The sequence below is a fragment of the Nocardia colli genome (assembly GCF_008704205.1).
GTDB lineage: Bacteria > Actinomycetota > Actinomycetes > Mycobacteriales > Mycobacteriaceae > Nocardia > Nocardia colli.
Genome location: NZ_VXLC01000004.1, coordinates 978376 through 1003076, shown reverse-complemented (window position 1 = coordinate 1003076; position 24701 = coordinate 978376). Strand labels below are relative to the sequence as shown.

At 67.8% G+C, this 24701-nt stretch carries 22 protein-coding genes; 15 read left to right on the top strand and 7 right to left on the bottom strand.

Features of this window, described 5'->3' with window-relative positions:
* Window positions 1-22 precede the first annotated feature (22 nt).
* The 3 genes from F3087_RS16725 to F3087_RS16715 are packed head-to-tail and all read left to right on the top strand — an operon-like array spanning window position 23 to window position 3083.
* On the top strand, window positions 23-1021 hold the full coding sequence (locus tag F3087_RS16725; RefSeq protein WP_150402799.1) for an ABC transporter substrate-binding protein: 999 nt from the start codon (window positions 23-25) through the stop codon (window positions 1019-1021).
* Complete coding sequence (gene entS / locus F3087_RS16720; protein ID WP_150402798.1) at window positions 1018-2247, top strand: enterobactin transporter EntS; 1230 nt, start codon at window positions 1018-1020, stop codon at window positions 2245-2247. The genes F3087_RS16725 and entS overlap by 4 nt, the downstream gene beginning before the upstream one ends.
* Window positions 2247-3083, top strand: coding sequence for a siderophore-interacting protein (locus tag F3087_RS16715; protein ID WP_150402797.1), 837 nt, complete (start codon window positions 2247-2249; stop codon window positions 3081-3083). The genes entS and F3087_RS16715 overlap by 1 nt, the downstream gene beginning before the upstream one ends.
* 16 nt (window positions 3084-3099) lie before the next feature.
* On the opposite strand, the gene F3087_RS16710 is transcribed toward F3087_RS16715, so the two are convergent.
* A complete protein-coding gene (locus F3087_RS16710; protein WP_150402796.1) occupies window positions 3100-4059 on the bottom strand; it encodes a purine-nucleoside phosphorylase in 960 nt (319 codons plus the stop codon).
* Between the two features lie 158 nt (window positions 4060-4217).
* On the opposite strand from F3087_RS16710, the gene gndA reads away from it, so the two are divergent.
* Window positions 4218-5672 (top strand): NADP-dependent phosphogluconate dehydrogenase, encoded by a 1455-nt coding sequence (gene gndA, locus F3087_RS16705; RefSeq protein WP_150402795.1) that lies wholly within the window; start codon window positions 4218-4220, stop codon window positions 5670-5672.
* A 63-nt stretch (window positions 5673-5735) separates the two neighbouring features.
* On the opposite strand, the gene F3087_RS16700 is transcribed toward gndA, so the two are convergent.
* Window positions 5736-6197 carry a hypothetical protein gene (locus F3087_RS16700; protein ID WP_150402794.1) on the bottom strand — a complete coding sequence of 154 codons (462 nt, stop codon included), beginning with the start codon at window positions 6195-6197 and terminating at the stop codon, window positions 5736-5738.
* A gap of 451 nt (window positions 6198-6648) precedes the next feature.
* Here F3087_RS16700 and F3087_RS16695 point away from each other — a divergent pair, with 451 nt between their 5' ends.
* Both F3087_RS16695 and F3087_RS16690 read left to right on the top strand, forming a co-directional pair.
* Entirely contained in the window at window positions 6649-7983 is a 1335-nt protein-coding gene (locus F3087_RS16695; RefSeq protein WP_150402793.1) for a S8 family serine peptidase, read from the top strand.
* Between the two features lie 9 nt (window positions 7984-7992).
* On the top strand, window positions 7993-8244 hold the full coding sequence (locus tag F3087_RS16690; RefSeq protein WP_150402792.1) for a hypothetical protein: 252 nt from the start codon (window positions 7993-7995) through the stop codon (window positions 8242-8244).
* Between the two features lie 23 nt (window positions 8245-8267).
* Here F3087_RS16690 and F3087_RS16685 read toward each other — a convergent pair whose 3' ends face one another.
* Window positions 8268-9242, bottom strand: a complete 975-nt coding sequence (locus tag F3087_RS16685) for an alpha/beta hydrolase (protein ID WP_223885109.1) — start codon at window positions 9240-9242, stop codon at window positions 8268-8270.
* 342 nt (window positions 9243-9584) lie between these two features.
* Window positions 9585-10433, bottom strand: a complete 849-nt coding sequence (locus tag F3087_RS16680) for an alpha/beta hydrolase (protein WP_223885108.1) — start codon at window positions 10431-10433, stop codon at window positions 9585-9587.
* Between the two features lie 713 nt (window positions 10434-11146).
* On the opposite strand from F3087_RS16680, the gene F3087_RS16675 reads away from it, so the two are divergent.
* A complete protein-coding gene (locus tag F3087_RS16675; protein ID WP_223885107.1) occupies window positions 11147-12118 on the top strand; it encodes a hypothetical protein in 972 nt (323 codons plus the stop codon).
* A gap of 99 nt (window positions 12119-12217) precedes the next feature.
* Window positions 12218-13009: an SAM-dependent methyltransferase gene (locus tag F3087_RS16670; RefSeq protein ID WP_223885106.1), complete on the top strand. Its 792-nt coding sequence runs from the start codon at window positions 12218-12220 to the stop codon at window positions 13007-13009.
* Here F3087_RS16670 and F3087_RS16665 read toward each other — a convergent pair.
* Complete coding sequence (locus tag F3087_RS16665) at window positions 13006-14322, bottom strand: HAMP domain-containing sensor histidine kinase (RefSeq protein ID WP_150402789.1); 1317 nt, start codon at window positions 14320-14322, stop codon at window positions 13006-13008. The genes F3087_RS16670 and F3087_RS16665 overlap by 4 nt on opposite strands.
* The gene (locus F3087_RS16660) at window positions 14322-15026 is read right to left on the bottom strand and encodes a response regulator transcription factor (RefSeq protein WP_223885105.1); all 705 of its coding nucleotides are present in this window, start codon (window positions 15024-15026) and stop codon (window positions 14322-14324) included. The genes F3087_RS16665 and F3087_RS16660 overlap by 1 nt, the downstream gene beginning before the upstream one ends.
* 188 nt (window positions 15027-15214) lie before the next feature.
* Between F3087_RS16660 and F3087_RS16655 the strand changes: the two genes are divergently transcribed.
* The 7 genes from F3087_RS16655 to F3087_RS16625 all read left to right on the top strand — a co-directional run bounded on the left by F3087_RS16655 (window position 15215) and on the right by F3087_RS16625 (window position 23459).
* Window positions 15215-16702 (top strand): alpha/beta fold hydrolase, encoded by a 1488-nt coding sequence (locus F3087_RS16655; protein ID WP_150402787.1) that lies wholly within the window; start codon window positions 15215-15217, stop codon window positions 16700-16702.
* A gap of 270 nt (window positions 16703-16972) precedes the next feature.
* Window positions 16973-17884 carry a dihydrodipicolinate synthase family protein gene (locus F3087_RS16650; protein WP_150402786.1) on the top strand — a complete coding sequence of 304 codons (912 nt, stop codon included), beginning with the start codon at window positions 16973-16975 and terminating at the stop codon, window positions 17882-17884.
* A gap of 42 nt (window positions 17885-17926) precedes the next feature.
* Window positions 17927-19393: an aldehyde dehydrogenase (NADP(+)) gene (locus F3087_RS16645; RefSeq protein WP_150402785.1), complete on the top strand. Its 1467-nt coding sequence runs from the start codon at window positions 17927-17929 to the stop codon at window positions 19391-19393.
* On the top strand, window positions 19390-20607 hold the full coding sequence (locus tag F3087_RS16640; protein WP_150402784.1) for an NAD(P)/FAD-dependent oxidoreductase: 1218 nt from the start codon (window positions 19390-19392) through the stop codon (window positions 20605-20607). Before F3087_RS16645 ends, F3087_RS16640 begins: the two co-directional genes overlap by 4 nt.
* 124 nt (window positions 20608-20731) lie before the next feature.
* On the top strand, window positions 20732-21040 hold the full coding sequence (locus F3087_RS16635; RefSeq protein ID WP_150402783.1) for a (2Fe-2S)-binding protein: 309 nt from the start codon (window positions 20732-20734) through the stop codon (window positions 21038-21040).
* Complete coding sequence (locus F3087_RS16630; RefSeq protein WP_150402782.1) at window positions 21037-22458, top strand: FAD-dependent oxidoreductase; 1422 nt, start codon at window positions 21037-21039, stop codon at window positions 22456-22458. Before F3087_RS16635 ends, F3087_RS16630 begins: the two co-directional genes overlap by 4 nt.
* Window positions 22458-23459 (top strand): proline racemase family protein, encoded by a 1002-nt coding sequence (locus F3087_RS16625; RefSeq protein WP_150402781.1) that lies wholly within the window; start codon window positions 22458-22460, stop codon window positions 23457-23459. Before F3087_RS16630 ends, F3087_RS16625 begins: the two co-directional genes overlap by 1 nt.
* Before the next feature lie 67 nt (window positions 23460-23526).
* Here F3087_RS16625 and F3087_RS16620 read toward each other — a convergent pair whose 3' ends face one another.
* Complete coding sequence (locus F3087_RS16620; protein ID WP_150402780.1) at window positions 23527-24681, bottom strand: RNA-guided endonuclease InsQ/TnpB family protein; 1155 nt, start codon at window positions 24679-24681, stop codon at window positions 23527-23529.
* Window positions 24682-24701: the final 20 nt, after the last annotated feature.

The window sequence follows — 24701 nt, the reverse complement described above, 5'->3', positions numbered from 1 at the left end:
TAACCAGAAAGAACACCCCTCCATGTCGCTGTACCGAAAGACGGCCCGCCTGCGTGCCGCCGTCGCGCTGCTGATCCTCGCGCTCGTCGCGCTGGTGGCGGGCTGCAATAGCTCCGCAACGGACGATTCGAGCAAGTCCGGCACCAGGGAGGTGCAGACCGCCAAGGGCGCGGTCACCGTGCCCGCCGATCCGCAGCGCATCGTGGTGGTCAACGGCGTGCTCTCCGGATACCTCTTCGATCTGGGCGCCAAGGTGAAGGCCGCGGATCCGCGCATGCTGGGCGTCACGCTGAAGCCCGGTGAGTTCCCCGCGACCTGGGCCGCGGAGGCCAAGCAGCAGGGCACCGTGGCGGTCCCCTCCGGCGACAACATGAACCTGGAGTTCATCGCCGCGCAGCAGCCGGACCTGATCATCGGCGGCGGCCCCGGCTACCCGGGCCAGCAGTCGATCGACAACTACGACAAGCTCACCGCCATCGCACCCACCGCGCTGGTGCCGTCCAACGCCACCGACTGGCAGGACCAGTTGAAGGCGGTGGCCGACATCGTGAACCGCTCGGCGAAGGTGGACAGCCTGATCAGCGCCTACAACGACAAGGTCGCGAAGGTGAAGGCCGGGATCAAGCTGCCGCAGGGCGAGGCCGCGGTGCTGCAGTCGCGTAAGGACGGCAAGCCCACCCTGATCGCCCCCAACACCTCGCTGGCCGGACTGCTGACCTCGGTCGGCATCAAGATGGACGACAAGGTCGAGGCGAAGGCGGGCAACCCGGCCCGGCCTGCAGCCGGTGACTGGGTGAGCTTCAGCCCCGAGCTGCTGAGCACGGTCGTCGACGCCCCGGTGCTGTTCGTGATCACGCTCGACGGCGGCCGCAACATCGCCCAGCTGAAGGAAGACCCGCTGCTGGCCAAGCTGCCCGCGTTCCAGAACGGCCAGCTCTACGAGCTGCCGGCGACCAGCCAGCGTCCGGATTACCGCAGCGCCATGGCCACCCTCGACCTGTTGGCGGAGCGCTTCAAGTGACATCCTTCGGTGGCTTATTGATCGACACCTCGCCACTGCGGGCCAGCCGGGAGTTCCGCAATGCCTTTGCGGCCCGGCTGATCTCGGTGCTCGGCATCGGCCTGCTCATGGTGGCGCTGCCGGTGCAGGTCTATCAAGCCACCGGATCGTCACTGCACGTCGCCGGCGTCACCGCGGTCACCGCGGTCGCTCTGTTCGCCGGAAGCTTGGCGGGCGGGGTGATCGCGGACCGGTACGACCGGCGCGATGTTATTCAATGGTCGCGTACCGCAGCCGGTTTCGGCTTCCTCGCGCTCGGGTTGAACGCGCTGCTGCCGGATCCGTTCCTGGCTGTCATCTACGCCGCAGGCGTGGTGGACGGCCTGGCCGGCGGTGTCAGCGGATCGGCGCTCATGTCGGTGATCCCCAAGCTCGTCGGTCGGGAGAAGGTGGCCGCCGCGGGCGCGCTCACCTCGCTCACCACCGATCTGGGCACCATGATCACCCCGGCGCTGGCCGGCCTGCTGATCGCGAAAAGCGGTGTCGGGCTGGCCTTCTTCCTCTGCGCGGCCGCGACCGTCGCCACCGTGGGGCTGATCCGATCCATCGGACCGCAGCCACCGCCGCAGCGGGAGGTCGCGCATCCACTGCGCGAACTCGCCATCGGCATCAAATTCGCCGCCAGGCACCAGGTCATCCGGGTCACGCTGTTGACCGGCATGATCGCCATGCTGGTGAGTGGTCCGCTGGTGCTGCTGCCCGCGCTGGCGAACGACGAACTCGGCGTCGGGACCACAACTCTCGGCCTGCTCTATGCCGCACCGGGTGTCGGCGCGGTGCTGGGTTCGCTGACCAGCGGCTGGATCGGTCGCAGCACGCGACCCGGCCGGGCGCTGCTGATCTCGATGGCGGTCATGCCGCTCGGCGTGATCGTCGCCGGTCTCTGGCCGCATGCCGCGCCGGTCTTCCTCGGCCTGGCCGGGTTCGGTCTGGCGCGGGCGCTGAACATCGTGTTGCGCTACACCATCCTGCAGCAGGCGGCCCCGGAGGAGCTGCGTGGCCGGCTCTCCGGCCTGCTCATGGTGCAGTCGGTGACCGGGACCGCGGTCGGCTCGATGGCGGCCGGTCTGGTCGGCCAATTCTTCACGCCCGGAACCGCTCTCGTGGTCTACGGGCTGTCCGTACTGGTATTGGGCGGATTGACGGCCGTCGCCGCCGCGCCGCTGTTGGGAAAGGAGAACTCCTGATGGATCGTGCCGGCTATGCCGATCACATCGCCGAGGCGCTTGCGGGGTCGCACGGAACCAAGGTCGGATACCCGATCGGCCTGTGCGCGGTAGAGGTGGTGCGCGCCGAGCAGGTGGGCGCGGGCCTGATCCGCATCACCTTCGGCGGCCCGGATCTCGCCGAATTCCACAGCTACGTGCCGGATGAGCATGTGCGACTGGTCTTTCCGGACGAGGAGGGCGTGCTGCGGCTGCCGCAGAAGGACGGGCTCTCCCTGGAGTGGGGCAAGCCGCGTCCGGTGTCGCGGGAGTACACCGTGCGGCGCTTCAGTGCCGAGGACCGGGAACTGGATATCGACTTCGCCGTGCATCCGGGCGGTCTCGCCTCGGATTGGGCGCTGGCCGCCACCCCGGGTACCCCGATGCACATCGCCGGTCCGCCCGGCGGCGTGGTGGTGCCGAAGACCTACGACCGGTATCTGCTCGCCGGCGACATCACCGCGCTGCCGGCCATCGCGCGCTGGCTGGAATGGCTGCCCCGCGAGTCCGCCGGGTGGGCCGTCATCGAGGTGGGCGGTCCGGAGGAGGAGATCCCCCTGGACGCGCCCGCCGGCTTAGAGGTGCACTGGGTGCATCGCGGCAACGCCGCGCCCGGCACCGGCGACGCCTTCGAGAAGACGCTGCGCGCCCTCGAAGTGCCTGCCGGAGAACGGACTTACGTCTGGCTGGCCGGCGAGTCGGGCGTGCTGAAGCCGCTGCGCCGCTGGGTGCGCAGCGATCTCGGCATCGATCCGAAGGACTATCTGATCGCCGGGTACTGGAAGCGCGGCATCGCCGACTACGACCGGGACGAATAGGAACCGGCCTGCCTGCTCAGCGTGCCGGCTGGTACCGGTTCTTCAGGAAGTAGTCGACGACCGTGCGGCCCACGGTGTACCCGTTGTCGAGGGACAGCCGGAAGCCCGCGGAGTGCTGCTCGAGGTGGTCGAGCACACTCTGCCCCGGGTACGGCTGATCGAAATTGCTCACCGTGCGCAAGGCCAGGTAGCGGTTGAGATAGCCGTGCCGGTCGAGGACGGCGGCGGTGGCGTTGTCCTCCATCTGCGTGGTGCAGTAGGTGCCCTGGCCGTTGGTGCGCACGCCCATGATGTAGCGCGCGGTGTCGGAGAGTTCCTTGCCGGAGAACCAGTCGTCACCGGTCATGGTGTCGCACTTGGTCACCGACGGCTTGCGGTCGCCCTGACCGAACTGGACGCGTTCGGCGGCGGCCTCGGGGCTGTCGGCGAGGGTGGCGTGCTCGGTGAGGCCGAAGGCGGTATCGATCAGCTGATCGTTCAGGCGGTAGGCGGCGGTGTTGTAGTTCTCGACGGGGCGGTAGCCGTACGGCAGGCCCGGCGCTTCGGCCGGGATCAGGTGGTTGCCGAGGTCGAAGTCGACGACCCAGCGGGCCCAGGTCGCGGAGCCCAGGGTGGCCTGGTCCGGCGGCGCGCCCGCGGTGCCGACGGTGAGGAAGTGCGCGTTGGTGAAGTCGAGTTTCGGGCTGTCCAGCACGGCCATCATGGTGGCCGCGGCATTGGCCTTGCCCTGCCCGGTCTCCGCGACACACAGTCCGTCGTCGTTGCAGTGCACCGGCTTGTAGGAGGTGGGCACGTCCACGGTGATCGGCAGCGATTCGCGCTGCAACCACGGCTCGACCTCCGGGTCGAACATCGTGATGACCAGCACGCCGACCTGCACCGGCACCGCGGACGACTCCCCGCCGCCGCCGCATCCGGCCGCCGAGGCGACCGCCGTGAACACCGTCAACGCGACTATCCAGCGACGTAGTGGCATCGGATGATCCTATGACAAGTCCCCTTGCCGCAGCCCCGTGCACCGCGACCCACCTGAACGGCCGATAATCACGGAAAGCTACCCATGTAGGTTTGGACGGCAGGTTTTCTTGCGGCACAAGCGCGGCGAAGTCCGCGCCGAGTGAAAGGCCTTTCAGCATGACGTCATCGGCGGGATCGAACGCACGCGCCCACATCGGGGTCACCGGCCTCGCGGTGATGGGAAGCAATATCGCGCGCAACTTCGCCCGGCACGGACACACCGTCGCACTGCACAACCGCAGCATCGCCAAGACCGACGCGCTGCTCGCGGCGCACGGCGACGAGGGTGACTTCGTCCGCACCGAGACGATCGAGGAATTCGTCGGCGCGCTGCAGAAGCCGCGCCGGGTGCTGATCATGGTCAAGGCCGGCGACCCGACCGACGCGGTGATCGAGGAACTCGCCGCCGCGATGGACGAGGGCGACATCATCATCGACGGCGGCAACGCGCTGTTCACCGATACCATCCGCCGGGAGAAGTCGCTGAGCGAGCGCGGCCTGCACTTCGTCGGCGCGGGCATCTCCGGCGGCGAGGAGGGCGCGCTGAACGGCCCGGCCATCATGCCGGGCGGGCCCAAGGAGTCCTACGAGGTGCTCGGCCCGCTGCTGGAATCGATCGCCGCGCAGGTCGACGGCACCCCGTGCTGCACGCACATCGGGCCGGACGGCTCGGGCCACTTCGTGAAGATGGTGCACAACGGCATCGAGTACGCCGACATGCAGCTCATCGGCGAGGCCTACCACCTGCTCCGCGACGCCGTCGGCTACGACGCCAAGCAGATCGCCGACGTGTTCACCGGCTGGAACCAGGGCGAGCTGGAAAGCTACCTGGTCGAGATCACCGCCGAGGTGCTCAACCAGGTCGACGCCAAGACCGGCAAGCCGCTGGTCGACGTCATCCTGGATGCGGCCGAGCAGAAGGGCACCGGCCGCTGGACGGTCAAGGCGGCCCTCGATCTCGGCGTCCCGGTCACCGGCATCGCCGAGGCCGTGTTCGCCCGCGCGCTGTCCGGCGCCACCGATCAGCGCCGCGCCGCCGTGGGGCTCGCCTCGGGGCAGCTCGCGGACAAGCCGGCCGATGTCGAGCAGTTCACCAAGGACATCGAGCGCGCGCTGTACGCGTCCAAGGTGGTCGCCTACGCCCAGGGCTTCGACCAGATCGCCGCCGCCAGCACCGAATACGACTGGAACCTGCGCCCCGGTGACCTGGCCACCATCTGGCGCGGCGGCTGCATCATCCGCGCGCGCTTCCTCAACCGGATCAAGGACGCGTACGACACCAACGCGCAACTGCCGAGCCTGATCCTCGATCCGTTCTTCCAGGAAGCCATCGAGAACGCCATCGACAGCTGGCGGCGCGTGGTCGCGGCGGCCGTGCAGCTCGGCATCCCGGTCCCCGCCTTCGCCTCGTCGCTGGCCTACTACGACGGCCTGCGCGCCGAGCGTCTGCCCGCCGCCCTCACCCAGGCCCAGCGTGACTTCTTCGGCGCGCACACCTACGAGCGCATCGATATGCCGGGCAAGTACCACACGCTGTGGAGCGGTGACCGCAGCGAAATCCAGGCCGACTGATCGAGTCCGCACCGAGCGCCCGGCCGAGCAATCGGCCGGGCGCTCGTCGTTTTCTGCGGCAGATCAGCTGACTTGGTACTCCGCGCTGCATTCGCCGTTGGTGTAGTTCTGGCCCTCGCCGTGGTTGAACACGCCCAGGTTGAACAGGATTCGGCCGGGCTTGGTGGGGATGCCGGTGACGGTCAGGGTGTTGTCCGAGCCCTTCACCTGGGCGGAGGTGTCGGCTACGCCGCTGCGGCCGGTGTCGAGATTCGCCCAGTTGACCGAGAATTTCTGGTCGTAGGCGATATCCGTGCCCGCATTCGTGTGGACTTTCAGATCGACCGAGCCGTTGGCGGACGTCGCGAACACCTCGCTGGACGCCGGAGTTTGGAACGGCTCCACCGGGACCGGGTAACTCATCGTGCAGATCGGCGCGGACGGATCGTTCGGGGCAGCGAAGGCAGCGGGTGCGCCGGCCGCGGTTACTGCGAGGCAGGCGATCGCGGCGATCCCAAATCGAGCCGAGCGGGTTCCTGATTTCATCGAACCGTCCCATCAATCATCGAGATGAACTGGATGAACCTGGTTGCCACGGTGCCGAATAACGGTCGACAACGCCGGCAACCAACACCAGGGTAGCGACGACATCGGCGGCATGGCAACGTTCGAGAAATCGAAATAGGCTCTAGCAAAAGGGATCTCGACTAGCAAGACGTCAATTTGTCTGGGGCACAGCAATTCTGATGATGACCTGCGCAGACGTTGCCTGACAACCCGCCCGGCAAGGCATTCTGCGCGAATCGACCACCGCTGTCCGGTGTGCCTGATTCGGCATCCGGCAAACCCGCCCGAGCGCCGTACTGTGATCCGCACCACGCTCTTCGATGAAATTGCTGGCAGCTTGCAGTTACCCCGGTCGCCGTAGCGCATCGACACAGCCGCACTTTGCACGCCAGGCGCGAATTTTGCCGAACGGCGCGGCATCATGGCAGATATGCGCGTACTTATTCAGCTTCGTCCGTCCGTCGATCTGATTACCGCAGTGGCCGATCGCGCGGTTCCGGTCGCCTCCGCCGATGTTGCCGGGCATCTGTCCGGGATCGCCTTGGATCATGCCTACGCGCCGATCGCGGTGCCGAAATCCGTTCCCGCGGTGTCGGATACCGCCCGGTTGCAGTATTCATTGGCACCGGCGGACGCGTCGGTGCTGGTGCGCGGGGAGATCGAGGATGACGGCATAGCGGACAGTGTGTCGCGATTAGCGACAGCGCGCGGAGTGACCGGAGTCTTCGCTGATCCGGTGATCCAGACCAACCTCACCTGCGGCGGCACGCCCGCCGTCGGCAACTGGCACGATGTCGAAACCCTGTTGCACCACAGCGATTTGGCGGCGGCGGGCCTGGACGGTAGCGCGGTGGCGCTGGCCATCGTGGACACCGGGATCAACGCCGCGAAGGTCAAGCAGGTGCGCGGCGGATCGGTGACCATCGACAAGGCGCGCAGCTGGAATCCGTCCGGCGTCACCGGCACGGCGGGTGAGTTCCCGGTGGACCACGGCACGATGTGCGCGTTCGACGCGCTCATCGCCGCACCGAAGGCGTCGCTGCTCGACCTCCCGGTCTTGCAGAGCCGACGACAGGGCGGCACCGTCATGGAAGGCCTGCTGTCGGATGCGCTGGCCGGGTACGCCCACCTGCGTACCGTGCTCACCGATCAGCCCGCCGCGTCCCGGGCCCTGGTGATCAGCAACAGCTGGGGTTCGTTCTCGCCGAGCTGGGATTTTCCGGTCGGAGCGCCGGGCAATTACTCCGACAATCCGGCGCACCCGTTCAACGTGATCGTCGGCTCGCTCGAAGCCGCGGGCGCCGACATTCTCTTCGCCGCGGGCAATTGCGGGCGGGACTGCCCGGACGGCCGTTGCGCCTATCCGGACAAGCCGATCGGCGGGGCCAACTCGCATCCGAGCGTGCTGTCCATCGGCGGCGTCGACACCGCGGGCAAGCGGGTGGGCTATTCGTCCCAGGGCCCCGGCCGGCTGACCGACCGCAAGCCGGACGTCTGCTCCTACACCCATTTCCTCGGGTCGACGGCTTTCGGCGCCACCGAACCGGACACCGGCACCTCCGCGGCCACGCCGGTGGCGGCGGGCCTGGTCACGGCCATCCGCACCCGCTGGTCGGCCACCGCGCTGCCGCCCGCCCAGCTGCGAGAGTTGCTGCAGCGCACCGCGACCGCGCAGCCCGGCGGCTACAACTACGACTACGGGTACGGCGTCGCCGACACCACGGCATTGCTCGCGGAGCTGAACCGGGCGGCCACCCGCGCGTAACGTGGGGGCATGCCGCTGCTGACCGTCCGGCTCCCGCAGGAGGCGACCTTGGACGCCGCCCTGCGGGAGCTGAAACTCACCGCTGACGATGTCGATACCGCCTACGGCCTGGTGGCGGTGGATCCGGCGAACGGCCTGTACGCGCTGCGGGTGACCGACGCGGCCGCGGCCCGGATGAGTTCGATCGGGACCGAGATCTTCGCCGACCCCCGGATCGAGCCGGGCAACGGATCGGCGTTCGATCCGAAACCCCGTGCGTGAGAATCGGGCTCAGGTTCGGGTCACTATCGGACGATCGAGTCCATCCAGTCGATGACGGCGGCCCGATACTCGGCGGTGTTGGGCGCGAGGTTCACCGAATGCCCGGAACCGGGCAATACGAACGTCCGCAGCTTCGCGTCGGGACCGAAATACGGCGCCTCCGCCGCTTGCAGGGCCGCGGTGTCCGCGCAGATCGAGAACCCGGGTCCGCAGGACAAGATGTCCTTGCTGCCGTTGACCACCATGGTCGGCGCGGTGATCAGGCTGGACATCCCCGGCAGCGTGGACATCAGCCCGTCGGGATACTCGGTGAGCGAGAAGGTTTCCTTGGTCGCCTCGTCGGCGGCGACCACCTTCGGATCGAAATTGTCTCCGTAGAAATCCGCGGCGCGGGAGCCGGGCCGGGACACCAGATAGCCGGGGTCATAGCCACGACCGGCGAACGCCGGATCCTGGGCGGCCGGGTAGTACGTGCCGATCACCCCGAGCACTCCGGGCACGTACAGCGTGTGTGAATATCCGGTCAGCAGCACGCCGTCGACGTCGTGATACTTGGTGGCCTCCATGACGGAGGTGCCCGAGCTGAGCGAATGCCCGCCGGTGACGATCTTGCCGAACGGCTTCGGGCCCGGCAGACCCTGGCGCAGTTGCTGCACGATGAGGTGCAGGGCTTCCGCGGTGGCCGTCGCCGTCAGGGTCGCGCTCGGCGGCTTGGTGCTCGCGCCGTTGCCGAGCCGGTCGACCACCAGCGTGGCGTAGCCCGCGCCGTTCATCGCGCGCCGGAAGTTGTACGTCGCCGGCTCGTACTGGAAATCCCAGTAGGAGCCGTTGTAATTGGAGCCCGCCATCAACACCATGACGGCATCGGCCGGCCGGTCCGTCGGCTGGCATAGCTTCCCCGCCAGCGTTCCCTGCGGCACCGGGAAGGTGATCTCCTGGCAGCGATCCGGCAGCGAAACTTGGTCAGCCTGGGCAATACCCGGCGTCAGACAGAGCATTGTTGATATGACAAAAGCCCGTATCGAGGCCCGCACGCGACCGGCTCCCCTCGGAGTTATACGCGGATAACCACTTCGGCATCCTTGTTGAGTCATCAACCGGGAGGCTAACCCGCGCGCCGGATGATGCGCAATACCTATCGCGAAGTTGTGGCAACTGCGCCCGCGCGCCCCGCCCGGCGGAGATGCGTTGGCCCACTTGACAAACCAGCGCTACCAGCAAGGCGACGATCAATACCGCACCTTTCGGGCACATCGGGCGGCAACCGCCTGAGGGCGGGAGCTTTGCCCGCTCCCGCCCTCAGGGCTATCGGTCGTCCGCGCCGGCCGGCGGCGCGATGATCAGAACATCGAGGCCAGCCAATCACGCACTGCGGCTTGATAAGCGGTGGTGTTCAGGGCGAGATTCACCGAATGCCCGCTACCCGGTAAGACAAAGGTGCGCAGCCGGGCGGCAGCAGTGAAATACGGCGCTTCCGCGGCGGCCAGGGTCGCCGTGCTCGCGCAGGCGTTCAGGCACAACCGATCCGCACTTCCGTTGACCACCATGACCGGCACGTTGATCAAGTTGGTCGCCGGCGGAAGGGTGGACACGAGACCATCGGGATACTCGGTCAGCGAGAAGACCTCCTTGGTCGCCTCGTCGGTCGCGAGCACCGCGGGGTCGTAATCACCGGCGCCATAGAAATCGTCCGCCCGAGTGCCGGGCCGGGTGGTCAGGTAACCGGGGTCGTAGCCCTTTCCGGCGAATTGCGGGTCACCCGCAGCCGGGTAATAGGTGGCCACCACGCCGAGCGTGCCCAGCAGATTCAAACTGTGCGAAAACCCGGTCAGCAGAACGCCATCGACGTCGTGATGGGTGCTCGCCTCGATGACCGCGACCCCCGAACTGAGCGAGTGCCCGCCGGTGATCACCTTGCTGAACGGTTGCACGCCGGGCAACCCCGCACGTACCGCGCCGACGAGTTGATGCAGGGCGACGACCGAACCGGTCGCCGTCAGCACCGCGCTCGGCGGCCGGGTGCTCGCGCCGTTGCCGAAGCGGTCGACGACCAGCGTCGCATACCCCGCGGCGTTCATCGCGCGCCGGAAGTTGTACGTCTCCGGCGCATACGGAAAGTCCCAATAGGTGTGGTTGTAATTGGATCCCGGCATCAGCACCAGCACCGTGCTGGTCGGTGTCGCCGGCATACAGAGAGTGGCCGCCAAAGTGCCCGTCGGGGGAACGGCAAAGGAAATTGCGGTGCAGCCGCCTGGTGGTGATGTGTCGTCGGCGTGGGCTACAACCGGAACCAGACACAGAATTGATGACACGACAAACGCTTTTAAGAAGGCCCGCACGAGACGCGCTCCCCTCGGAGTTACACGAGGATAACCACTTTGGCATCCTGATTCAGTTGTCAGTCCGGAGGTTAGACCGCGATCCGGTGGACTCGCAACGGTTATCGGAAAACAAATGAATACTCGTTACCGTCGCAACCACCGACGGACTTGGATTGCCGCACTTGATAAATCGCCACATTTCAGTTGGACAAACGCTCAACTATTGATCGGCGGAATGAGTTTCACGAAATCGGCCTCGATGCACGTCCGGGTCGACCGCTCCGGCAACGACTTCGGACGCCTGCGCGTCGGACGCCGGGCGACCGAGCCCGGCCAGGGCCGGCCACCATTCGGCGAATCATCGCACCCCCCAGCATGATTCGCGAAACTCGCAGGGTAGACCACCCCGAGCACGCAGTCCGCCCGTCCGGGAAGGTAACAGTACGACAACGAGTCGTACCCGAACGCTCACGAGATCGCGCGCAGCAAACCGCCGGTCTAGTATCCGACCCATGGGTACGCGAGCGGTGCACTTCGTCGGGAGTTTTCCAGCGGAGAGCACAGACGCCGCAATGAGAGCGATGCTGGACAGCGTCGGTCCGCAGCTACGAACACTGCCCACCGGCGAAACGTGGCGCTACGAGTTCTACATCCGCCCCATCATCGAAGACCTGGTTGCGCAGGGCGCACTGGAATCGAAACGACCCGGGCAGTGGCGCACCAGCCGGGAGCGGACTATCTATCGGCCCGCGGGCGGCCGGAAACTCACCGGCGACATGATGGATCTCGGATATTTCCGCGAGGCGCAGGAAGCAGTCCCGGTATTCAACGCACTACGCGCGGAACGGGATTTGCCCGGCGTCACACTCCAACTGGGGATGGCAACCGACTTCACCATGGCGTTCGTCGCGCTCGGCCCCAAGGGGGTGCGGGAAAGCAAAAAGGCGTTCACCGATGCCACCGTTCGCGACATCGTGGCGATCCGGGAATTGGCCGGTGACGACGTCGTCATCCAGCTCGAGGCCACCGCGGAATTACTGCTGATGGCGAAGACGCAGCCGCTGCACCGTCTCCTCGATCGCGCACTCGGCGTCGGGCGCGGCATCGCCGAGATCGCCGCGGCGTCCCCGCCGGGCACTCGATTCGGCGTGCACCTGTGCCTCGGCAGTATGAACAACAAGGCCCGCGCCACATTGCGCACCATTCGACCGGCCGTGGATCTGGCGAACTCGATCGCGCGGCAGTGGCCCGCCGACCGCACCCTGACATTCGTGCACGCACCCTTCGCCGCGGGCGACATCCCGCCGTCCGCAAAGCCGAAATTCTATGCGCCCCTTGCTGATCTGGCGCTGCCCGCGGGCACCGCCTTCTACGCGGGCATGGTGCACGAGAGCCCGACCGAAGCCGAACAACTGCACACCTTGCACCTCGTCGAGCACGCGCTCGGCCGTCCGGTCGACGGCGTCGCCACCGCGTGCGGCCTCGGCCGCCGCCCACGCACGGTCGCCGACGCGCTCATGGCGCGAGCGAATACACTTGCTGCGAAAGGGTGATTCGGTGCGCGGGCCGCACGGGGTACACCCCACTGTGGCATAGCACACCATCCAGCCGGGAAGATCGCTACGATTGTGGTCGAGGATCGGGAGGACACCTTGTCGGACGTAGACCGAGCGCCAGGACTCAACCCGAACGTGCCGAGCTCTGCCCGGATCTATGACTACATGCTCGGCGGCAAAGACAACTACGACGTCGACCGCGAGGTTGCGCATCGGATGCTGGCCATCGCACCCGACACCAAAACCCTGGCCTGGTTCATCCGAAAATTCCTGGTGAAGGCGATCGAGATGGCCGCCGACGCGGGCGTGCGGCAGTTCGTCGATCTGGGTTCGGGCATCCCGACCTCGCCGAATGTGCACGAGGTCGCGCGCAAGATCCACCCGGAAGCACGCGTGGTCTACATCGACAACGACCCGATCGTGCACGCGCATTGCGATGCGCTGCTGGCACATTCGCCCGGCGTGACGGCATTGAAAGCCGACATCCGCCAGCCCGAGGACATCATCGACCGGTTGAAGACCGGCGCCCTGATCGACTTCGACGAGCCGGTCGCCGTGCTGATCATCGGCGTGCTGCACTACGTGATGGACGACGAAGACCCGTACGGGATCGTCGCGAAGTTCCGCGACCTGATGGCGCCGGGCAGCTACCTCGCGATCACACACGGCTCCAACGACACCCACCCGGACTTCATCACCCAGTCCCAGGACGACACCGACAAGAGCCCCTCCCAGGTCATCTACCGAGCGCACGACCAGGTCGAGGCGTTCTTCGACGGCTTCGACCTGATCGATCCGGGCGTGGTGCCCGCGCAGGAATGGCTCGACGACGACCTGCCCGCCACCCGCCTGGTGATCTACGGCGGCGTCGGCACCAAGGCGAGCTAGCGGCGGCGACGCCCGTCCACCGGTTCCCGCGGCGGGAGCCGGAAACCGATGCGCGCGCCGGGTCCGTGCTCGGCGAACACCGTGCCGTCGTGTGCGGTGATGATGTCCGCGACGATGGCGAGCCCGAGCCCGGAACCCGGTGTGCCCTGGGTGTTCGCGGCGCGATAGAACCGATCGAAGATGGCGGTGGTGTCGTCCGCGGCGATGCCGGGCCCTTGGTCGCGGACGGTCAGCTCGGTGCGATGAATGTGCACGTCGACCGGGGTGTCCGGCGGGCTGAACTTGATCGCGTTGCTGATCAGGTTGTCCACACATCGGGCCAGGGCGCGCGGCCGGGCCAGCACGGGTGCGGGATCGTCCGCGGTGACGGTGATGATGCGACCGCTGCGGTGACGGAAGCGCTGCGCGCAGTCTTCGGCCACCGTCGACAGATCCAGTTCGACGGGTTCCTCGGCGGTGTGCTGATCGGTAGCGAGTTCGACGAGTTCGGCGACCAGATCGTCGAGCGCGGCGGACTCCTGCACGAGGGTGTTGAGCACCTTGGTCTCGTCCTCGGCGCCGAGCCGGCCGCGGGCCCGCTGCAACAGTTCGGCGCTGCCGCGAATCGAGGTCAGCGGGGTGCGCAACTCGTGACTGGCGTCCTGGACGAGCCGGTGCTGCTGCGCGCGAGAACGGCGCAGCGCGGTCAGCATCGTGTCGAAACTGCCGGTGAGCCTGCCGATTTCGTCGCGACCGGTGGGCGGCAACGGCACCGACAGGTCCTGCGTGGTGCTGATCTGCTCGGTCGCGGCGAGCAGGCGGCGCACCGGTCGCAGGATGCGCCCGATCGCCAGCCAGCTCAGCAGCGCCGACAGCGCCACCGCGATCACGGTGATACCGCCGGTGCGCCAAAGGAATTCGTTGTCGATCCGTTCGGACTCGTGGTAGCGCTGCGCCACCATCACCGCACCGCCGCCGGGGCGCGGCTTGGTCAGGATCCCGTACGGTTCGCCGTCCAGGTCGATGTTGTATTCGGCTGTGCCGCTACCGGTTCGGGCCACCCGGTGATCCGCGTCGGAGACCGGGAGCGACATGTGGCCCGGCAGCAGCGGGCGCGCGCTCCCGTCGGCCGACAGCAACTGCTCGATGGTGTCGGACCGCTCGGGCAGCACCGCGGGCAGCACGGCGATGACGGCGTCGACCCGGTCGTTGAGGCTGCGGTCGATCTGATTACCGACCAGCTCGCTGACCCCGCGATACGAGGTGGCGAGCGTGACCACGATCGCGGCCACCACGGCCACGATGACGACGAGGGTGATCCGGGCGCGCAACATCAGGCGGGACGCACGGCGTAGCCGACATTGCGGACGGTGTGGATCAGCCGGGATTCGCCCTCCTGCTCGGTCTTCCGACGCAGATAGCCGATGTACACATCGAGCGAGCGCGAATCGGTGTCGAAGTCGTAGCCCCAGATGTGTTCATAGATCCGGCTGCGGGACAACACGATTCGCGCGTTGCGCAGCAGCAGCTCGAGCACGTCGAACTCGGTCTTGGTGAGTTCGATGGCCCGGTCCCCGCGATGCACCTCGCGGGTCGCCGGGTTCAGCGTCAGATCCGCGACGGACAGCACCTCGGTGTCCTCGTCCAGCGCGCTGCGCCGCAGCAGCGCGCGCAGCCGGGCGAGCAGCTCGTCGGTGGCGAACGGTTTGGGCAGGTAGTCGTCGGCGCCCGCGTCCAGCCCGGCGACCCGATCGCCGATCTGATGGCGCGCGGTGAGCACCAGGATCGGCAGCCGGTCCCCGCGGCGGCGCAGCAGCCGGCACAGCGACAGCCCGTCCATGCGCGGCATGACCACGTCGACCACCGCCATATCCGGCTCGATCTCGGCCAGCATCTCCAAGGCCTGCTGTCCGTCCGCGGCCAGGTGAACGGTGTAGCCCTCGAAGCGCAGCAGTTGATCGAGGGTGCTGCGCACGTGCGGGTCGTCCTCGACGACGAGCACCGAGGCGGCGGGGGCGGACGAGTTCGGTGTGCTCACGCTGCCATTGTTGCTGGTGAGTAGCGAGTTCGCCGGCATCGGCGGTCCACTTCGTGACCGCTGTCACGTGCCGTGGATTCTTACGTGATTCTGTCGTTGTCCTCGCCGACCCTTGACTTCTACCGCGCAGGATTCTCCTCAACACCCCGCCGAATGCGGGAGTTGCTTCAAGGGAAGGGATTTCGAGTATGCGCAACGGAATGCGGGCAGTCGCAGGCTTGGTCGCCGCACTCGCCGCCACCACGCTGATCACGGCGTGCGGGGACAGCAAGCCGGCCGGCCCCGACTGGTGCCCGACGGTGCCGGGTCATCAGGTCGAGTGCGGCGTGCAGTCCCGGCCGCTTGTCTCGGAAAAGCCCGAATTGGGCACCGTCGCAGTGAGTTACGCGCTCGTCCGGCGCAGCAACCTGGATGCGCCCGCCGCGGGCACGATCGCCCCGAACCCGGGTGGGCCCGGCGTCCCGCTGATCGACCACGCCGCGCAGGCCACTCAGCTGTCCGCGCAGTTGCTCGACGATCATGATCTGCTCCTCGTCGATCCGCGCGGCACCGGCCTGTCCAGCCCGTTGGATTGCGGCGCGGACGAGGCCGGATACGAGATCGGCACCCGCGAATACCAGCAGCAGACGGTGGCCCGCTGCGCCGAACAGCTCGGCCCGCGCGCGGCCGGCTACACCTCGGCCGCCACCGCCGACGACTTCGACGCGATCCGCGCCCGGCTCGGCATCCCCAAGCTGGTGCTCTACGGCATCTCCTACGGCACCTACCTGATGCCGATCTACGCCGAGCGCCACCCCGACACCGTGCAGTCGATGGTGCTCTCCGGCGCCTACCCGCCCGAGTTCGACCTGCTGTCGCGCCCCAACGCCGAAGCGGTATCGCTTGCCCTGCAACGGATCTGCGATCGCAGCCGGGCCTGTGACGGCGCGACCGCCGTCGCCGACCTGCGCACGGTGACGCAGCGCCTGGCCGCCCAGCCGCTCGCCATCGCCGGGCGGAATCCGTTGCAGCTCAGCGAAAGCAAGTTCGCCACCCTCGCCTTCGAGGTGGCCAGCACCAGCGTGGGCGCCGACCCGACGCAACCGACCCTGATGGGCGCGCTGCCCGCCGCCCTGCACAGCGCCGCCAACGGCGACGACACCGGGCTGCGGCAGTGGGCCGAGCAGGCGGGCAGTGAGCCGACCGCCGAGAACATCGACCTGTTCATCACCGTCGCCTGCAACGACTACCCGAACATCTGGAAGCGTCAGTCGCCGCTGAACGAGCGGGTGCAGCAGTACCGGGACGGACTCGCCGCGGCCGGATCCGACGGCGTCGGCGCGTTCAGCGCCGAGGGATTCAGCGCCGGTATGCGCGACGGCGGTGACGCGTGCATCCAGTGGCCCGCCGTCACCGATGCCTACCCCGGCCGCCCGGCCTCCGCGCTGCCGAACGTCCCGGTGCTGGTCATGTCCGGCGACCTCGATGCCATCACTCCGGACGCGAACGGCAAGCGGGTCGCCGCCGGCTTCCCGAACGCGACCTTCCTGTCCGTGCCCAACACCGGCCATGTCCCCGACCTGGAGCCCAGCGGCTGCATCACCGACCTGGTGGCCCGCTTCATCCGGACCGGCAACACCGGACCGACGTCCTGTGTGGATGCCATCCCGCCGATCGCGGTCACCCCGGTCCGCTGATCTACCCAGCCGAATAACGCCCAGCCCCGACACAGCGCGCGCTGATCGAAAGTCGAACAGCCGCAATGCCATCCCCGCGCGAGCGGACGGTGAGCGCTGTTGTCGGGGCGGGGCGTTTCCGCGTTTCCGGGATCGTAGAACTCGCGTGTCCCCAGTCACTTTCCCCATCTTGCGTGACCACCGTCACTTAGCTATCTTGTGCAATGTCACACGTCACATGACATCTGGATCGACCGTTGATCCGGACAATCGCGCAGATGGAGGCTTCACATGTCCGAACCGATCACCTCAGCCGCGACCAAGCCCTGGCACGGGATCCTGGTCGCGACGACCCTGCCGTTCGCTGAGGACTACTCGGTCGACTACGACGCCTACGCCCAGCACGTGCAGTGGCTGGCCGCCAACGGCTGCCACGGAGTGAGCCCGAACGGGTCGCTCGGCGAATACCAGACCCTCGACGACGAGGAGCGGGCCAGGGTGGTGCGCACCGCCATCGAGGCCGCGCCGGACGGCTTCACCGTGATGCCCGGCGTCGCCGCGTACGGCGCGTTGCAGGCGCGCAAGTGGGCCGCGCAGGCCGCCGAGGCCGGCGCCCAGGCCGTGATGCTGCTGCCGCCGAACACCTATCGCGGCGGGCGGGACTCGGTCCTCGACCACTACCGCACCGTGGCCGAGGTCGGCCTGCCGATCGTGGCCTACAACAACCCGTTCGACACCCGCATCGACCTGACCCCGGACATCCTGGCCGAACTGCACGGCGAGGGCCTGATCGTCGCGGTCAAGGAGTTCACCGGCGACGTGCGGCGCTTCTACGAGATCAAGGAGCTCGCCCCCGAACTCGACGTGCTCGTCGGCTCGGACGACGTGCTCCTGGAACTCGGCATCGCCGGCGCGGTCGGCTGGGTGGCCGGATACCCGAACGCGATCCCCCGGGCCACCGTCGAGCTGTACAACGCCGCGGTCAACCGGGATCTGGACAAGGCACTTCCGCTCTACCGCGAGCTGCACAAGCTGCTGCGCTGGGACTCGAAGCCGCAGTTCGTGCACGCGATCAAGCTGTCCATGGACCTGGCCGGCCGCAACGGCGGCAAATGCCGTCCGCCGCGGGTTCCGCTCGCGCCGGAGCTGATCGCGAAACTCACCGAGGACACCCGTGACCTGCTCGCCAAGGGTTACCGGTAGGCAGTCTGTAGCTCGGTGCACACGAAAGACGAGGAGTTGGCGATGAGCACGATCGAATCCGTTCGCGACACGACCGCCGAGGAGGTCGACGGCATTGCCGCCGCGGCCGCCACGGCGGCGGCGCCCTGGGCGGCGATGGGTCTGCCCGATCGGTCCCGGGTGCTGCGCGGCATCGCCGATCGGCTGGACGCGCAGGCCGCGGAGCTGATCCCGCTGGCCATGCGGGAGACGCACCTGCCAGAGCCGCGACTGGCCGGTGAGCTGAAGCGCACCAGTTTTCAGCTGCGGTTGTTCGCGCAGACCGTGCTCGACGGCGATTTCCTCGACGTGCGCATCGACACCGCGGACGCGGACTGGCCGATGGGCGCGCCGCGGCCGGATCTGCGGCGGATGAATATCGCGCTCGGTCCGGTGGTGAATTTCGCGGCGAGCAACTTTCCGTTCGCGTTCTCGGTCGCCGGCGGCGATACCGCGTCCGCGCTGGCGGCGGGTTGCCCGGTGATCGTCAAGGCCAGTCCCGGGCACCCCGCGCTGTCCCGCGCGGTCGGGCGGCTGATCGACGCGGCACTCGCCGAATGTGGTTCTCCGAGTGGCACTTTCGGTCTCGTATTCGGTCGCGACGCTGGTGTGCAGGTGCTCACCCATCCCGCCGTCGCCGCCGCGGCGTTCACCGGGTCGACCGCGGGTGGGCGGGCGCTGTACGACCTGGCGGCCGGTCGGCCGGTGCCGATCCCCTTCTATGGCGAACTCGGTTCCATCAACCCGGTATTCGTCACCCGCGACGCTGCCCGGACCCGGGCAGCGGAGATCGCTTCGGGTCTGCTGACGGCGGTCAGCGCCAGCGCGGGTCAGCTGTGCACCAAGCCGGGCCTGGTCGCAATCCCGGAGGAGGCAACGGTTTTCAGTGAGTTGGCTCAGCTGATCAGGGACCGTCCGGTGCCCACCGGCGACCCGCTCAACGCGGAGATCGCCGCCGGGTTCGCCCGTGCTGTCGAGCAGGTTCGCGCGCATTCGAACGTGGAACTGCTCGCGGGCGGCGGACCTGGCGAGGCGCTGCTCCTCGCCACCACGGCGCGCACGGTGTTGTCCGATCCCGAGGCATTGCTGCACGAGATGTTCGGCCCGGCAACACTTCTGGTCAGCTATCGGAACACCGACGAGCTGCTCGAGCTGGCTCGTTCGGTGGGCGGTCAGTTGACGGTCTCCCTCTTCGGCGATCAAGTCGACGACACCGCACGCGCGTTGATCGCCGCCGCGGTGGACACGGCCGGGCGGGTGCTGTGGAACAGCTGGCCGACCGGGCTCTCGGTGACCTACGCGCAGCAGCACGGCGGCCCCTACCCGGCGACGACGGCTCCGACCGCGACCTCCGTCGGCACTGCGGCGATCTCCCGTTTCCTGCGTCCGGTGACCTATCAGTCGGTGCCGGAGGATCTGCTGCCGCTCGAACTGCGCACGGACAACCCGCTTTCCGTGCCGCGCTCGGTGAACGGGGCCCGCGCACGATGACCGGAGCCGCGCCCCTGCGGGGATCAGACGTCCTGATCATCGGCGGCGGCATGATCGGATGTGCGCTCGCGGACCGGCTCAGCCTGGACGGCGCCTCGGTCCGGGTCTGCGAGCGGGGCGGGGTCGCCTCCGGCACCACGGCGCACGGCGAAGGCAATGTGCTCGTCTCGGATAAGGGACCCGGGCCCGAGTTGGCGCTGGCCCAGTTGTCCCGGCGACTGTGGCCCGCCGTGCTCGAGCGGATCGCCGAGCGACTGCCCGACGACGCGGCCGGCATCGAATGGGAACCCAAGGGCGGCATAGTCGTTGCCACCACCGAAGCGGGCGCTGCCGCACTGGGCGCGTTCGCCGACGGACAGCGCGAAGCCGGAGTGCGGTGCGAACATCTCGACGGGGATCAGCTGGCCGCGGCCGAGCCCGCGCTTACCCGCGATGTGTGCGCGGCGGTGTATTACCCCGAAGACGCGCAGGTCCAACCCGCCGGTGCCGCAACGGCTTTGCTCGGATCCGCCGTCGCGGCAGGCGCGATCGTCGAGACTCGCTGCGAGGTCACCGCGCCGCTGATCCAGGACGGCCGGTTGGTCGGGGTGGAAACCACTCGCGGACAACGGCATGCCGACATCGTGATCAATGCGGCGGGCCCGTGGTCGGGCATCGTGTCCGGACTACTCGGCGCACCGATCGCGATCAAGCCCCGCCGTGGCGACGTACTCATCACCGCACCCATGCCGCCGACCGTGTTCCACAAGGTCTACGACGCGGATTACGTCGGCGCGGTAGGCAGCTCGGACGCCGCATTGCAATCGTCGGCGGTGGTCGAATCGACCAGGGGCGGCCCGCTGCTGCTCGGCTCGTCCCGCCGTCAGTGCGGCTTCGACGATCGGATCCAGCCGGACAGCCTGGCCGCCATCGCCCGAAAGGCGTTGCGGCTCTACCCGATCCTCGCCGACGTCGCGATCATGCGGGCGTACGGCGGCTTCCGTCCGTACGTCGACGACCACCTTCCGGTGATCGGCCCCGATCCACGGCTGCCTGGCCTCTGGCACGCGACCGGGCACGAGGGTGCGGGCATCGGCCTGTCGGTCGGTACCGCCCAGCTGATCTCGTCCGCACTGGCCGGGCAACCGGCCGAGGTCGACATCGCGGCCTTCGCCATCGATCGCCCCGCCGTAATCCCTAGCCGCACCGAACCGACCCAGAAGGCATCCCGATGACCGAACCCGCCGACCCTCATCCGACCGAAGGGCACCTTCAGCCCGCCAGACCGACTGAAAGCGCCCCTCGGTCGATGGCGGATGTCCGACCGGGTGCGACGTTCGGCCGGGACGGGGGGATCGTGTGAGCGCGCGTTCGATTGGGGCGGATGTTGATTCGGTTGGGCGGAGGGATCGGCCGCTGGCGGTGACTGTCGATGGCACGTCGGTTGCTGGTGTGCATGGTCAGACGCTTGCGACGGTGCTGTTGGCCGATGGTCGGTCGCACTGGCGAACCGGGCCTGACGGTGGTTCGCGTGGTGTGTTCTGTGGCATCGGTGTGTGTTTCGACTGTGTCGCCACCGTCAATGGGATTCCGGATGTTCGGCTGTGCCGTCGACCGGCTCAAGATGGCGACCGGGTCACCACTCAAAACCGTTCGGCGGCACAATGAGCCGGCATGTAGTGGTGGTCGGTGGGGGTCCGGCGGGCACTGCGGCCGCCGAATCCGCGCTGCGGCACGGCGCGACGGTGACCCTGATCGACTCGAACGAAGCCCTCGGTGGTCAGTACAACCGGCGCATCCCGGCCGCGTACGGCGTCCGTCAGCCGCTCGCTATCGGGCACGGGTATGCCGCGGCCGCCCGCCGCGCACGGCTGCTGATCGAGCACCCGCGTTGCGAATACCTGTCCTGGGCGTCCGTCTATCAGATCGAGCGTCACCTCGAAGGTGGTTGTCCCGCAGTACGTTTGCTGATCGGTGTAGAGGGCGACCGGCGAGCGCATCGGGTAGTGCAAGGTGACGCACTGGTTCTCGCCACCGGTGCCTACGACCGGGTGTGCCCGTTCCCCGGTTGGGATCTGCCGGGCGTCTACACCGCCGGTGCCGCGCAGACTCTCGCGAAGACCCAGCGGCTCTTGGTCGGCAAGTCCGTATTGCTTTCTGGTACCGGCCCATTCCTCCTACCGGTCGCACAATCGTTGGCGGACAACGGTGCCCGAGTGCAGGCTGTGCTCGAAGCCAACCCCGGTCGCCGGATCGCCAAGCAGTGGGCGGCGCGACCGTGGGAACTGCGACACAGTGCGGCCAAGGCCGCTGAGCTGATCGAATATCTGGCCTGCGGTGTGCGGCATCGGATTCCGCTCCGCACCTCGCGCGCAGTGGTCGCAGTCTCAGGTGACGGCCGGGTGGAAGAAGCCACCGTCGCTCGACTCGACGAGAGCTGGACGCCGATCCCTGGCAGCCATATCACGGTGCCGGTAGACGCGGTCGCAGTCTCCCATGGCTTCACCCCGCAGCACGAGCTCGCGGTCGCCGCCGGCGCGAAGCTGACCCCGGACGGCTTCGTCCAGGTCGACGGCAACCAGCAGACAAGCGTCGAATGCGTTTGGGCCGCAGGAGAAATCACCGGCATCGGCGGCGCTCAGGTCTCCGTCATCGAGGGAACCGTTGCCGGTCTGGCCGCGGCGGGCGCCGCCTCGGATCGCGCGCTACGGACACGCCACCGCACCGCCGAGCAATTCGTGACCCGTCTCGCGACCGCGCACCCCATCCGCTCCGGCGTACTGACCTGGTCGCGCCCCGACACCGTCATCTGCCGCTGCGAGGGCACCACCTGCGGCGAGCTGACCGCCGCCTGGTCCCGCGCCGCGGGCGAGAGCTACCGCTCCGCCAAACTCGCCACCCGCGCCGGACTCGGCCCGTGCCAGGGCCGAATGTGCGCGGCGAACATCGAGGCATTGCGTGACCGGCCGTACGCCGACAGCGCAACTCCCACAACAGGTCTCGCCGCGGCCGGTCCCGCCTGGCGACCGCTCGCCGCCCCCGTGCGCCTCCGCGAACTCGCCGAACTAGACGAAGGACAGTCCTGATGCGCAGCAACAGAATCATTTCCGCGATCGACACCCACACCGAAGGCATGCCGACCCGGGTGATCACCGGCGGGATCGGCACGGTCCCCGGCGACACCATGGCCGCCAAGCGCATGCACTTCATCGAGCACCTCGACGGCTTGCGCACCCTGCTGGTCGACGAACCGCGCGGCCACGCGTCGATGAGCGGCGCGATCCTGCAACCGGCCACCACCGGCGACGGCCACTACGGCGTCCTGTTCATCGAGGTCAGCGGCCTGCTGCCGATGTGCGGACACGGCACCATCGGCGTCGCGACCGCCTTGGTCGAGGCGGGCATGGTGCCGGTCACCGAACCGGTCACCGACATCCGCCTCGACACCCCCGCCGGCCGCGTCGTCGCCTCGGTCGCGGTGACCGACGGCCACGCGGATTCGGTCACCCTGCGCAACGTACCCGCCTATTGCGACAGCCTGGACAACGAAGTCGAGGTATCCGGCCTGGGCACAGTGCGTTACGACATGTCCTACGGCGGCAACTTCTACGCCATCGTCGACCTCGGCAAGCTCGGCCTGCCCTACGAACGCGCGCACAAGGACCGCATCCTCGACGCCGGACTGCGAATCATGGCGGCCATCAACGAGTCTCGTCGCCCGGTCCATCTCGAAGACGAACGCATCGCCGGCTGCAAGCACGTCCTGTTCCTCGACCCCGCATCCGAGCCGACCCACACCCGCAACGCCTTGGTCGCCCACCCCGGCTGGTTCGACCGCTCCCCCTGCGGCACCGGCACCTCCGCCCTGCTCGCCCGCCAGCACGCCCGCGGCCTCCTCACCGACGACCAAGTCCTGCAAAGCGATTCGTTCATCGGCACCACCTTCTACGCCCGCGCCATCGACACCGCCACCGTCGGCGACCGCCCCGCCATCGTCCCCGCCATCACCGGCCGCGCCTGGGTCACCGGCACCGCCAACTATCTACTCGACCCCACCGACCCTTTCCCCGAGGGCTTCCGATTCTGACCAGCACCACCACCTGAAAGGCCAGTCATTAACGCTTCTCCTGCATGGAAGGCAGGGGATTTCACGCTCAGACCGCAACCGAACCAACCACCCGAAGGAGGTGATCCGATTGTCTGACATCCTCAACACGTATGTGGCCGCGCTCTGCCACAGCCAGAATCACCCTGGCGGCGTTACGGTCCCGGCTCTCCGAAAATCCGCAGCCCTGGCACCGGAAGGTTCGCTCCCCGAGTTCGAGTCGCTGCTTGGCTCTCGCGAAGCAACTCGAACACGTCATGCTCGTATAGGCGGGCTGAACCAACACCACCCTCCGGCCAGCCCGCACACCACGCTCGATCAACTCCCGCTTCGCCGCACCGATCGCCGCGTCAGCGGCCTTGCGCGCCATCGTGGACTTCGCCAGAAACCTCGGCTTGAAATCCTCTACTGCGATCAGCTCATGATGATCGACAACGGCTTTCACCCATGTCCGCACATCATGCTGACTCTGACGGGCGGCCTTGATGTGCAACCTGGCCGCCTGGCGCGCTGCTTGTTGGTATCCGCGCGACTGCGGACCCTGCTTGCTGCGGCGGCGAGCCATCTTGCGTTGTATCCGAGCCAACTCGGCCGCGCAGCGTGCCCGATGCCCGCGATACGGCAGATCGAACTTCGAGCAAGTGGTCGTGGCCGTGACGCGCACACCCCAATCGACGCCGATAAGGCCTTCGGCGGCGGCCGGAAGTTCGGCGCTACGGCGCACGACAAACGACGCGTACCAATGCCCGACCGAATCCCGGGTCACACGCACACTAGTAGGTTCCGAGGGCAACTCTCGCGACCACACCACAGGAACAATCACTCCCTTTGCCAGAACCAGTCGTCCGTTTCGGATGCTGAATCCCCGCCTGGTGTACTCCAGCGACACACGAGCCCTCTTGCGGGTCTTGAACACCGGCAGTCCCCGGCCCTTGACAGTGCGCGACTGCGTCACTGCCTGCACGTACGTCCGCAGCGTCTGTTGTTGAGCGACCTGAGACCCATCCCGCAGCCACGTATTCCGCGCGCGGGCCCCGGTGAGCTGCCTGCTCAGCAGGCCAAAGGGCGTCGGCGCTTTGCGCGAATTCTGCTGATGGACAGCCTCATTCCAGACAAACCGGCACCGACCCCACTCGGCCAGCAATGCCGATTCCGCAGTACGGCCCGGCCACAAACGAAAGCTGTACCGCACCACCTCATCCATGCGCCACAACCTAACTGCCA